The 10,614-nt window shown below is 71.9% G+C and carries 8 protein-coding genes and 1 pseudogene; 4 read left to right on the top strand and 5 right to left on the bottom strand.

Annotated features, from left to right (window positions below):
• The first annotated feature begins 11 nt into the window (after positions 1 to 11).
• Positions 12 to 860, top strand: a complete 849-nt coding sequence (locus AB0I83_RS00910; RefSeq protein WP_356531648.1) for a LuxR C-terminal-related transcriptional regulator — start codon at positions 12 to 14, stop codon at positions 858 to 860.
• A 60-nt stretch (positions 861 to 920) separates the two neighbouring features.
• Here AB0I83_RS00910 and AB0I83_RS00905 read toward each other — a convergent pair whose 3' ends face one another.
• A complete protein-coding gene (locus tag AB0I83_RS00905; protein WP_363303098.1) occupies positions 921 to 2,039 on the bottom strand; it encodes a winged helix DNA-binding domain-containing protein in 1,119 nt (372 codons plus the stop codon).
• Between the two features lie 103 nt (positions 2,040 to 2,142).
• Between AB0I83_RS00905 and AB0I83_RS00900 the strand changes: the two genes are divergently transcribed.
• Entirely contained in the window at positions 2,143 to 3,015 is an 873-nt protein-coding gene (locus tag AB0I83_RS00900) for a DMT family transporter (RefSeq protein ID WP_363303097.1), read from the top strand.
• 4 nt (positions 3,016 to 3,019) lie between these two features.
• Here AB0I83_RS00900 and AB0I83_RS00895 read toward each other — a convergent pair whose 3' ends face one another.
• A complete protein-coding gene (locus AB0I83_RS00895) occupies positions 3,020 to 4,051 on the bottom strand; it encodes a glutathione S-transferase C-terminal domain-containing protein (RefSeq protein WP_363303096.1) in 1,032 nt (343 codons plus the stop codon).
• Positions 4,048 to 5,544 carry an MFS transporter gene (locus AB0I83_RS00890; RefSeq protein WP_363303094.1) on the bottom strand — a complete coding sequence of 499 codons (1,497 nt, stop codon included), beginning with the start codon at positions 5,542 to 5,544 and terminating at the stop codon, positions 4,048 to 4,050. Before AB0I83_RS00890 ends, AB0I83_RS00895 begins: the two co-directional genes overlap by 4 nt.
• Before the next feature lie 375 nt (positions 5,545 to 5,919).
• Here AB0I83_RS00890 and AB0I83_RS00885 point away from each other — a divergent pair, with 375 nt between their 5' ends.
• A complete protein-coding gene (locus AB0I83_RS00885) occupies positions 5,920 to 6,330 on the top strand; it encodes a VOC family protein (RefSeq protein WP_363303093.1) in 411 nt (136 codons plus the stop codon).
• 58 nt (positions 6,331 to 6,388) lie between these two features.
• Here AB0I83_RS00885 and AB0I83_RS00880 read toward each other — a convergent pair.
• Both AB0I83_RS00880 and AB0I83_RS00875 read right to left on the bottom strand, forming a co-directional pair.
• Positions 6,389 to 6,581: pseudogene (locus AB0I83_RS00880) on the bottom strand (LLM class flavin-dependent oxidoreductase); the annotation flags it as partial.
• Positions 6,582 to 6,744: 163 nt separating this feature from the next.
• Positions 6,745 to 7,680, bottom strand: a complete 936-nt coding sequence (locus tag AB0I83_RS00875; RefSeq protein ID WP_363303092.1) for an alpha/beta hydrolase — start codon at positions 7,678 to 7,680, stop codon at positions 6,745 to 6,747.
• 489 nt (positions 7,681 to 8,169) lie between these two features.
• Between AB0I83_RS00875 and AB0I83_RS00870 the strand changes: the two genes are divergently transcribed.
• Positions 8,170 to 10,584: an endonuclease/exonuclease/phosphatase family protein gene (locus AB0I83_RS00870; protein ID WP_363303091.1), complete on the top strand. Its 2,415-nt coding sequence runs from the start codon at positions 8,170 to 8,172 to the stop codon at positions 10,582 to 10,584.
• Positions 10,585 to 10,614: the final 30 nt, after the last annotated feature.

Genomic DNA, 10,614 nt, shown 5'->3' with positions numbered 1-10,614 from the left:
GAGTCATCGGGGTGCCGGAAGCGGGCGAGGCGACCGAGCTGCGGGCGGCCCTGCTGCGGCTGCGCCGGACCAGCGGGCTGCCGGTGGTGTTCGGAGGGCTGTCGTCCGACACCCGGCACGCGCGGATCGCGGAGCTGAGCGGGGCGCAGACCCCCGCGCTGCGCGGGCTGGTCATCTCGGCGGGCAGCGGGCTCGGCGGCAAGGCGATCGCCCTGTCACGGCCGTGCGCGGTCACCGACTACCGGTCCTCGCGCCACATCAGCCACGAGTACGACACGGCCGTCGCCGCCGAGGGCCTGCGTTCGGTCGTCGCGGTGCCCGTCGTCGTACGCCGCACGGTGCGGGGTGTGCTGTACGGAGCCCTGCGGGAGCCGCTCACCCTCGGGGACCGTACGTTCGACGTCGCCGCCTCGGCCGCCCGGGACGTGGAGCAGGCCTTGGCCGTGCGCGACGAGGTGCAGCGGCTCCTGACGGCCACCCGGGAGCAGATCGCCGACCCGGGAGCGGGTCCCGGCACCTGGGAGGACGTCCGCGAGGCGCATCGCGAGCTGCGTGCCCTGGCCCCGAAGATCCTCGACCCGGCTCTGCGGGACGAGCTGCTCGCGGTGTGCGGGCGGCTCGCCTCGGCCTCCGGGGCGGACGCGGAAGGCCCAAGAGCCCCGCGGGTGCGGCTGGCGCCGCGTGAGGTCGACGTGATCGCCTGCGTCGCCTCGGGCGCGACGAACGGCGCGGCGGCGAGTCGGCTCGGCCTGCGCCCGGAGACCGTGAAGAGCTATCTGCGGTCCGCGATGCGCAAGCTCGGGGCGCACACCCGGCTGGAGGCGGTGGTGGCGGCACGCCGAGCGGGGCTGCTGCCCTGAGCGGGCGCCGCCCCTGCCCGGCCCGCTCCCCCGCAGGCCGTTCGCGGAATCTCCGGCGGGTCAGTCCCCGAAGTCGATGAACGTGTCGAACCGGACGTCGTACGCGGGCGCGGGTGACATCACCTTCAGCATGTCGACGGCCTCCCGCGTGATCTCCTCACGTGCGGCCGGGCCGAGACCGCCCAGGGCCTGCACGGTGACGGTCGCGTCGTCCGCCGTCCCGTCGAGGCGCCAGAGCGCGGCCAGGTAGCCGTCGGACAGCACCGTGCCGTACGACTGGTTGCCCACGCCGTTGCGCCCCTTGTACGCGGGCGGGATCACCCTGGTCCGGTCGGCGTGGCCGAGCAGTACGTTGTCGAACTCCGGCAGGAAGCGCGGCGGCGCAGGGGTGTCGGGGCCGGGCCTGGGGGCGTCGGGCAGGTCGAAGAGCTCCACGCCGTTCTCGTCGCGGAAGGTGGCGAGCCGGGGGCGCAGCCGTTCGAACACCTCACGCATCCGGGTGAGTCCCGCCCACGTCTGCATGTCCTTCACCGAAGCCGGGCCGAAGGCCCCGAGGTAGCGCATGACCATGTCGTCGGGCGAGGCGGCGGGGAGCGGCGGACCGCCGAGCCAGTGCTCGGCGGTCGTCAGGGCGACCTGGCCGCTGCGTCCCCACTGCCCGCGCGGGGTGACCTGGACCAGCGGAAGACCGCAGCGGGCGGCCACGGCGAGCGCCCGGGGGTCCGCGTCAGGCCAGTGCTGGAGCAGCTCCTCGCGCAACTCCTTCATGGTGCGCGGCCGTTCCTCCACGAGCTCCCTGGCGAGTTCGGTGAGCCGGTCCAGGTCCACACCGGTGAGCCCGCCCCGGAACATGTTCAGCTCACGGTCGCGCGCCGGCTGCACCAGGGGGCGAAGCGTGAGCGCGTCCTCGGCGGTGTGGGTGTGGATCGTGGAGCGCAGGGTGACGATCCTGACCACCTCGCGGGACTCCATCAGCGCCGAGAGCTCCGCGGGGTCGAAGCCGGCCAGCCTGGAGTACAGCTGGAAGTACGGGGGCCTGGTGTTCTGCGCCTGGAGGCCGACGAGCCCGCGGACGGCGTCCAGGACCGGCACGGCGGAGCGGCTCAGGAGCAACTGACGTTTCAGGGTGGCCCTGTTGAGCGCACGGTTGGAGAGCACGGGAGCGTTCTTGGCGACCATGGACCGCAGGCTACGCGGACCCGGGTGGACCGGTCCTGGAACGGCGACACCCGCGTGGTCGCGGCGCCACGGACGGGAGGGTTCCGGCCCGCATGATGGGACGGTGATCAGTGTCCTGTTCGCCGTGCTGACAGCCCTCAGCAACGGCTCCGCCTCGGTCCTGCAGCGCCGCGCCGCCCTCGACGTGCCCGACAGCGAGGCGATGCGCCTGTCTCTGATCAGGCATCTGCTGCGCCGCAGGGTGTGGCTGGCCGGGATCGGTCTCGTGATCGTCGCCGCGGTCTGCCAGGCGGTGGCCCTGGCCACCGGCCCCATCGCCGTGGTCCAGCCGATCTTCGTGATCGAGCTGCCGGCGGCCCTGCTCGTCGCCGGTTTCGTGATGCGGGTCCGGGTGCCGCGCGCGGTCTGGACCGGGGTGGCCGCCGTGACGGTCGGACTGGCCCTCGGCATGGCCGCAGCCGCGCCGGCCGACGGCAGCGAGGCCGTGCGGGACGCGGCCTGGATCCCGGCCCTGGTGGCGACCGGGATCTTCGAGGCCGTGCTGGTCACGACCGCGCTCGGCATCTCAGGCAACACCCGGGCCGCGCTGCTGGGTCTCGCCGCGGCCTGCGGGTACGCGCTGACCGCGGCGCTGATGAAGGACGCCATGGGACGGCTGGACGCCGACGGTGTGACCGGTCTGCTGACCGCGTGGCAGCTGTACGCGACCGCGGTGGCCGGGGTGGGCGCGCTGTTCCTCCTCCAGAACGCGCTCCAGGCCGGTTCGCTGGTGGCGGTCCAGCCGATGCTGACGCTCGGGGACGCGCTGATCAGCGTCGCGTACGGCGTGACGCTGTTCGACGAGCAGGTGCGCACCGGCTGGTGGCTGCTGCCGCAGGTGGCCGGGGTGGCACTGATCACCGGCGGCTGCGTGGTCCTGGCCCGTTCCCCGTTGGCGACGGGACCCCGCCCGGAGCCCGCACCCCGGGCGGGGTGAGGCCTCAGGGGCGCCCGCGGGCCGGGATCTCCTCGCCGGGCGGTACGGGTCCGGGCGGGGTCCCGTCGCCGAAGGGCCGGCCGCCCAACTGCTCCCGGTGGTGCGGGGTCGGCCAGCCCGACAGGTCCGGGCCGAGCGGCACGACACCGCTGGGGTTGATGCCGGTGTGCACCTCGTAGTAGTGCCGTTTGATGTGGTCGAAGTCGACGGTGTCGCCGAAGCCGGGGGTCTGGTAGAGGTCGCGGACGTACCCCCACAGGACGGGGTCCTCGGCCAGTTTGGAGCGGTTGCACTTGAAGTGGCCGTGGTAGACGGCGTCGAAGCGCACCAGCGTGGTGAACAGCCGGATGTCCGCCTCGGTGATCGTGTCGCCGACGAGGTAGCGCCGGTCGGCGAGGCGCTCCGAGACCTGGTCGAGGCGCCGGAACAGATCGACGTAGGCTTCTTCGTAGGAGTGCTGGTCACTGGCGAATCCGGCGCGGTACACACCGTTGTTGACGTCGCGGTAGATGCCGTCCATCACCGTGTCGATCTCGTCGCGCAGCGGTTCCGGGTAGAGGTCGGGCGCCCCCGGCCGGTGCAGCGCGGTCCATTCGGTGGCCAGGTCCAGCGTGATCTGCGGGTAGTCGTTGGTGACCAGGGCGCGGGTCGGTACGTCGACGATCGCCGGCACGCTGACACCGCCGGGGTAGCCGGTCTCCCTCGCGTCGTACGCCTCGCTCAGGTAGCGGTGGCCGAGGACGGGGTCCCTGCCGTGCTCGTCGAGGGTGAAGCGCCAACTGCGGTCGTCCTGGATGGGGTCGGCCACGGCGAGGGAGAGGGCGCTCTCCAGTCCGAGCAGGCGCCGGGAGATCAGCGCGCGGCTTGCCCAGGGGCAGGCGCGGCTGACGACGAGCCGGTAGCGCCCGGCCTCGACGGGCCAGCCGTCCCGGCCGTCGGCGGTGATGCGGTCGGCGAAGTGGCTGCGGGAGCGCTTGAAGGGCTTCCGCCCGTACGAGGTGTTCCCGTCCCGTTCGCCGGCGCTCGTGTCGTTCATCGTGTTCCCCTCGGCTGGTCGGTGACTTCGGGTGTCCCGGAACGTCTTCTGCCCCGCCTGCCCGCTGCGACATCCGCCAGCGCCACGATCAGGGCAGCGACGACGAAGGCTACCGAGACGAGGAGTCCGTGGTCGTACGCCGCCGGCCAGTCCCCCGGACCCAGCCGGGCGAAGAAGACAGAGCCCACCGCGGCGATCCCGATGGCCGATCCGACGCGCTGGCTGGTCTGGAGGGTGCCGCCCGCGCTGCCTGCGTTGTTCACCGGCACCTCGGAGAGCGTGAGGGTCTGGTTCGGCGCGATGACGAGTCCGCTTCCCAGCCCGGCCAGCAGCAGCGGCGCGGCCATGGCGAGTCCGACGCCCCGGCCCGGGACGAGGTGCGCCGCCAGGGCGGTGAGTCCGAGCCCGACCGCGACCATCGTCAGTCCCACGACGATGAGGGGCCTCCCGAAGCGGCCGACCAGCCGGCCGCCGACCATCGCCGACCCGCCCGCGCCGAGGGCGAACGGGGTGATCGCGAGCCCGGCCTCGAGTGCGCTGTAGTGCAGCCCGGACTGGAGGTAGAGCGTGCTGATGAAGAAGATGGAGGTGAATCCCGCGAAGTACAGGAGGATCATCAGGCAGCCGAGCCAGAAGGACCGCTGCCTGAACAGCGACAGGTCCAGCACAGGCTGGATGCCGCGGCGGGCGCACCGGGACTCCCATCCGACGAACACGGCGAGCAGGGCCAGGGCCACCGGCACGAGCAGCCATTTCCCGTCGCCCCGCCACTGCTGCGCCTGGACGAACGGCAGCAGCAGTGCGAGCACTCCGCCGCCGAGCAGCAGCACGCCGAGCGGGTCGAGGTCACGCGGACGTACCCGGGTCGCCGACGGGGTGTCGGGGAGCAGGCGGCGAGCCAGCAGGAGGCAGACGAAGCCGATCGGCAGATTGACGTAGAACACCCACCGCCAGCCGTCCTGCGCCCCCGCCACCTGGATCAGGAGCCCGCCCAGGAGCGGGCCGACCGCGGTGGAGATGCCGACCACGGTGCCGAACATCCCGAAGGCGCGGCCCCTTTCGCGCCCCGAGAACATCTGCTGGATCAGCGCGGAGATCTGCGGCGAGAGCAGCCCGCCCGCCGCTCCCTGGATCAAGCGGGCGACGACCAGCCAGAGGCTGGACTGGGCGGCGCCGCAGGCCGCGGACGACAGGGTGAACAGGGTGAGACCCGCCATGAACACGGCCCGCCTGCCCCGGGCGTCCCCGAGCCGTCCCCCGGGGATGAGGACGAGCCCGAAGGCGAGGGCGTAGCCCGACAGCACCCACTGGAGGTCGGACTCCGGGGTGTCGAGGCCCTCCTTGATGGACGGCAGCGCCACGTTGACGATGGACACGTCCAGCAGTGTCATGAAGCCGGCCACCAGGCAGACCGCGAGGGCACGCCACCGGTTGGGATCGGAGGGCCCGGGGCCGGAAGCGTCCGTGTCCCGGTCCGCCGCGCTCGCTGCCATGATCCGCACCCTAAGGGCTGTCCCGCAATTCCCGGTGGATCAGCGCGCGGCGTCGGATGCGGTGCATCGCAAGGCGGAGGGACGTCCGCATACTGGACGTATATGGACGTTCCGACAACGCAGCGAGGTGCCGTAGCTGTCGTCGCGCGCCCGCCGGGAATCGCGGGACAGCCCTTGGGCCCGGTTCCCCGATCGGCCCCCCGGGCGCGCCGTGCGGCCGGGGTGCGGGCCCCTGTCGGTCGTGCGTGCGGCCACCCGTCGTACCGGGGCGGGGTGGTCCGTGGCGCGCGTCCGTCGCCGCGCGGAAGCAGGTCCGCAGGACGTGGAGGTCCGCCGTCCGGCGTGCCCGGCCGCCTCGCGGGTACCGATGAAAGTATGACTGTCGGGAAAACGAGTGTTCTGGTCCTGGACTGTGCCGAGCACGTGGAACTCGCCGAGTTCTACGCCGCCCTGCTCAACGCCGAGACGCGTGTCGGGAACGATCCCGACTTCGTCGAGATCATCGGCCACAGCGGCGTGCATCTGGCGATCCGCCGCGACCACGGCTACGCGCCGCCCAGCTGGCCCCGCCCCGAGGACTCCCAACAGGCCCACCTGCGCATCCTGGTGGACCGGGGCGCCATTGACGAGGCGGAGCGCGAGGCGATCGGGCTCGGCGCCCGGCCGGTGGAGACCAAGGACAACGGTGGCCCCCACGACGTCCGCGTCTACGCGGACCCGGCCGGACACTCCTTCTCACTGGCCGTGCGCCCCGCCCCGCCCTCGTCCGCCGGACCGGCCTCGTAGAGGTGGAACACCCGGGCCCGACGCCGACGGGGCGCGGGCCCGGCGCCGGGGCGTTCGGTCATCCGGCCGCCGCCAGGAGGCCGATGCCGGTGCGACCCTCCCGGGTGTCGACTGTGTCGACCAGCCTGTTGGCCGGCCTCGGCAGGCCGTGGTGCTCGCGCAGGGCGGAGCCGGTGTACTCGGTGCGGAACACGCTCCTGGAGGATCGGGACGACCCACTCCACGAACACCTCCGCCCCGGAGGGCAGGAGGTTCCTTGTCCCTTGGGTTTGCCGGCCCCGCCGGGCAGCTGTCCATCGTGTAGATCATCTGTCGACGATTGACTTCAGGTCGGACCACCAGCTTCACGAGGCACTTCGCTGCTGCTCGCAGAGCAGAACACTGCGGACCTGCCGGGACATCGCGTCCCGGAGGTCAGTGCTGTGCGGCGAACATGGCTTCGATCTCCTTGAGCACGAGGTCGGGACGGTCCGTCGGAATCTCGTGGGAAGTGCCCTTGGCAGTGAAGAGCGTCCGGTTCGGACCATCCTGGGCGAATGAGGCGGCGGCGTCACGCCAGCGCTGGGCGTCCTCAGGAGACCCGGCGAACGGAGTCTTCTCCGAAACCATGACCGTTGCCGGCACCGAAGCCGGCCACGTCACCTTGTGGAATGCCTTGTGCGCTGCGGCGAAGCCCTCTGCGGTGGAGATCAACTGGCGGTTCTCCGGCTTCTCGGGGTCCTTCTTCGCCGCATCGACGTCGGGCTGAGTCCCGGCTACGAGACGGGGAATCTCCTCGTCCGTGAAGAACTGCGGGAGATTGGCGTCGACCAGGACTGCGCCGGAGAGCATCTCCGGGTCGTCCTGGGCGAGGTAGCTCGCGATCTCCCCGGCCTGGGAGTGAGACACCAAGGTCACGTCCTTGGCGATGCCCAGTTGCTTGAGTCCCGCCTTGAGGTCGCTGACGGCGCTCCGAACCTTCCACGCGCCGGGCACCACGTCGCTCTTGCCGAGACCGGCCCGGTCATACGTGATGACAGTGGCACCGGTGGCTGCGTGAAGCTTGGGGACGATGTCCTTCCACTGCGAGGAGTACTCACCGCCGCCCGAGTCCAGGACGATGGTGGAGCCATTACCCTGCGTGACATAGAAGGCCACGCGGTGACCTCGGTTGTCGACCATGTGCAGCTTCGCTTCGGCCGCCTTGGCGGATCCCGGGGAGGAGGATGGGGTGGCGGACGCCGAGGCCATGGGCTTGGAGTCGGGATCATTGTCGCCGCAGGCGGTAATGCCACCGGCACCCAGAGCCAGCAAGGCCAGGGAGGACAGAACACGGGACGCGGAACGGCTCGTACGGGGGGTGCGGGACACGGGTGATCCTTCGACGGCTTGAGGGCGCTGTGGTACCTGTCCGATCATTCGGGAACCTGGCTGCCCGCAGAATCCGGCTGGCACGTCTGTCGATGGTGCTGCTGATGCCAGCGAGCGTGGTGGGGTTACCCCCCTGGTCCTTCGCCGACCCGTGTCTGCTCACCGACGAGGCCCGCAGGGTGTCCGCTTGGCCGCGCGCGGCGGCCGCGGGGACGGTGGACCTCCCCGAGCCTGACGCCGCAGGTGAGCTGTCGCCGGACACGTGGTTCGTCGAGCCGCGTCGGCACCGGCGGTGGTGACGGTGTTCCAGCCGGCCCGCCCCCGGAGACGTGGTCCGGCGGGGCGAACCGCCGTGCCAGGTTGTGCGGTTCGTCGAACTGCTGGGCGAGAGCGGGACGATGACGCCCGGAATTAACCTCCGGTCTCTTGCCACGACCGGTCTACGCGCATAGCTTTTGGGCCCTCACTACACATTTGGGGGCAGTTCCCGTGCACATAGCCAGACCCTGCTCCGCCCTGCTGGCCACCGCCGTCGCCGTGACCCTCTCGGTGACCGCGCTGCCCGCCGCCTTCGCGGCACCGTCGTCGTCGGCCGTCATCTCCGAGGTGTACGGCGGCGGGGGCAACTCCGGTGCCACGCTCACCCGCGACTTCATCGAACTGGCCAACGCCGGCCAGAGCCCCTTCGGCCTGTCCGGCTTCAGCGTCCAGTACCTGCCGGGCACCCCCTCCGCCGGTTCGCTGTGGCAGGTCTCCGCGCTGTCAGGCGCCGTCGCGCCCGGCCGCCGCTACCTCGTCGCGCAGGCCGCCGGCACCGGCGGCACCGTGGCCCTGCCGGCCGCCGACGCGACCGGCACGGTCGCGATGGCCGCGGCGAGCGGCACCGTCGCGCTCGTCTCCGGCACCGCACCGCTGACCTGCAAGACCCCCGCGGACTGCGCGGCCGACACCCGGATCGTCGACCTCGTGGGCTACGGCTCCGCGGCCGTCCGGGAAGGCGGCGGCCCCGTGACGGGCGCCTCGGCCGGCGCTTCCGTGGCGCGCGGTACGTCCCTGGCGGACACCGACGACAACGCCGCGGACCTGACCGCCGGTACCCCGACGCCGGTGAACGCGGCCGGCGAGACGTCCGGCGGGTCAGGACCGGGCGAGCCGGGCGGACCCACCGAGCCCGGCACCGTGCGGGTGCACGACATCCAGGGCACGACCCGGCTCTCCCCGCTGGCCGGCCGGTCGGTGACCGGTGTGCCCGGTGTCGTCACCGGCGTACGGACCACCGGATCACGCGGGTTCTGGATACAGGACACCGCACCGGACGCGGACCCCCGCACGAGCGAGGGCGTGTTCGTCTACACCGGCTCCACCGCGCCCACCGTCGCGGTCGGTGACTCGGTGCTGGTCAGCGGCAAGGTCGCCGAGTACTACCCGGCCACCGGCGCCCAGTCGCTCACCCAGATCACCGGCCCGCTGACCACGGTCCTCTCGTCGGGGAACGCCCTGCCGGCAGCGGTCGTCCTGAACGCCGCCTCGGTGCCGGACGCCTATGTGCCCACGGCCGGCGGCGGATCGATCGAGGCCCTGGCCCTCGACCCGTCGGCGTACGCCCTGGATCTCTACGAGTCGGTCGAGGGCGCCCGAGTCACCATGGCCGACACCCGCGTGACGGGTGCGACGACCGCGTACGACGAGGTGTGGGTGACGGTGAAGCCGCGGGAGAACCCCACGCGGCGCGGCGGCACGCTGTACAAGTCGTACGAGGACCAGAACACCGGCCGCCTCAAGGTGATGTCGCTGGACGCGGCGTCGCCCGTGCCGGTCGCGGACGTGGGCGACGTGCTGTCCGGCACCACCACGGGCGTCGTCGACTACGCCTCCTACGGCGGCTACAACGTCCAGGCCACCGAGCTCGGCACGCTCCGGGACAACGGCCTCGAACGCGAGGTGACGCGGAGGCAGAAGCGCGGGGAACTCGCCGTCGCCACGTACAACGTGGAGAACCTGGACACGAGCGACGCGCAGGAGAAGTTCGACACCCTCGCCCGGGGTGTGGCGGTCAGCCTCTCGGCCCCCGACATCGTGTCACTGGAGGAGATCCAGGACGACAACGGCGCGGTCGACGACGGCACCGTGGGCTCCGAGGCGACGCTGAAGCGCTTCACGGACGCTGTCGTCGCGGCGGGCGGCCCCCGGTACTCGTGGCGCTACGTGGCCCCCGAGGACGGAAGGGACGGCGGTGAGCCCGGCGGCAACATCCGCAACGTCTTCCTCTTCAACCCCGAGAGGGTCGGCTTCGTGGACCGTCCGGGCGGTGACGCGACCACCGCCGTGCGGGCCGTGCGGACGAGGAAGGGTGCCACGCTCTCGGTCTCGCCCGGCCGGATCAACCCGGCGAGCACGGCCTGGGACAGCAGCCGCAAGCCACTGGTGGGCGAGTTCCGCTTCCGCGGGGAGCCGGTCTTCGTCATCGCGAACCACTTCGCGTCCAAGGGCGGCGACCAGTCCCTGCACGGCCGCTACCAGGAACCGGTGCGGAGCTCGGAGACGCAGCGCGTGCGGCAGGCGGCGGAGGTCAACACCTTCGTCACCTCACTGCTGAAGGCGGACAAGTCGGCCCGGGTGGTCGCACTGGGCGACCTGAACGACTTCGCCTTCTCGCCGACCATGAAGGCGCTGACCAGCGGCAGGGTACTCAAGCCACTGATCACCACCCTGCCGGTGGGCGAGCAGTACAGCTACGTCTACGACGGCAACTCGCAGACGCTGGACCACATCCTGACCAGCCCCGCCGTACGCCGCTTCGACTACGACGTGGTGCACATCAACGCGGAGTTCGCCGACCAGGCGAGCGACCACGACCCGCAGATCGTGCGGATCGACGTGAAGGGTCACGGACACGGGCACTGACGCCCACGGGTGGCGGCCCGGCGGGGCCGC

The sequence above is a fragment of the Streptomyces sp. NPDC049970 genome (assembly GCF_040660235.1).
Taxonomy (GTDB): Bacteria; Actinomycetota; Actinomycetes; order Streptomycetales; family Streptomycetaceae; genus Streptomyces.
Note: the sequence above shows the minus strand (reverse complement) of the source record. Positions and strands in the feature narration are given on the sequence as shown.